Raw genomic sequence first — 654 nt, 5'->3', positions numbered from 1 at the left:
GGTTCCGCCAAAACTACCAGTATCAAACCTTCCGCTTGTTATCATTGGATAAACTTTTTTTCCAAATTGACCGTTATTATTTGTTAAATCAACAATCCATACAACACCCTCTAAACCTTGTTTATACAACATGAAACTTTCAGTAGGATCTATAATAGGTAGTGAGTGTAACTCTCGCCCTAAACCGTGCATATTACTGTTCCCTGTAATTTTATTTGAAAAAAGCACGTTTTCTTTGGTTACTGTATCATAATAGTACATTGCAGAGTTATCGAATGTACTATTAGGTGCTCTACCAAAATAGTATTGTCGTGAAGTGCCTTCATTAGACTTTTCGACATGGATCTTATAATCCAAACCCTCTGCTTGCAATGCAGGGCGTAGTGATTCATTTACCCAACTATTGACTTGATCTTCCGTCTTTGTTGTATTCCCAACATCAACAATTATATCTACTTCACGTTTTTCTTTGACTTCAAAATCCACAAAAGGGGGGAGATTAAGAATCTCCCCCCTCTCATCCTTCTTTTCAACCGCAAAGGTAGGTGTGGATAATGAAGAAAATGCTAATAGCAGTACGAGCATCATTAGAATGGATTTACTGGCTACTTTCTTCATATCGGTTATTCTCCTTTATTCCCACGTATTAGATTT

General features: G+C 36.7%; 1 protein-coding gene. It reads right to left on the bottom strand.

The window, feature by feature from the left end:
* Positions 1-618, bottom strand: a 618-nt coding sequence (locus AC1TPB_RS24980; RefSeq protein ID WP_482078958.1) for a hypothetical protein, incomplete at its 3' end; no start/stop codon positions are given.
* Positions 619-654: the final 36 nt, after the last annotated feature.

This window comes from Paenibacillus sp. Y951, assembly GCF_056786395.1.
The sequence above is the reverse complement of the archived record's forward strand: the minus strand, read 5'-3'. Positions and strand labels throughout refer to the sequence as shown.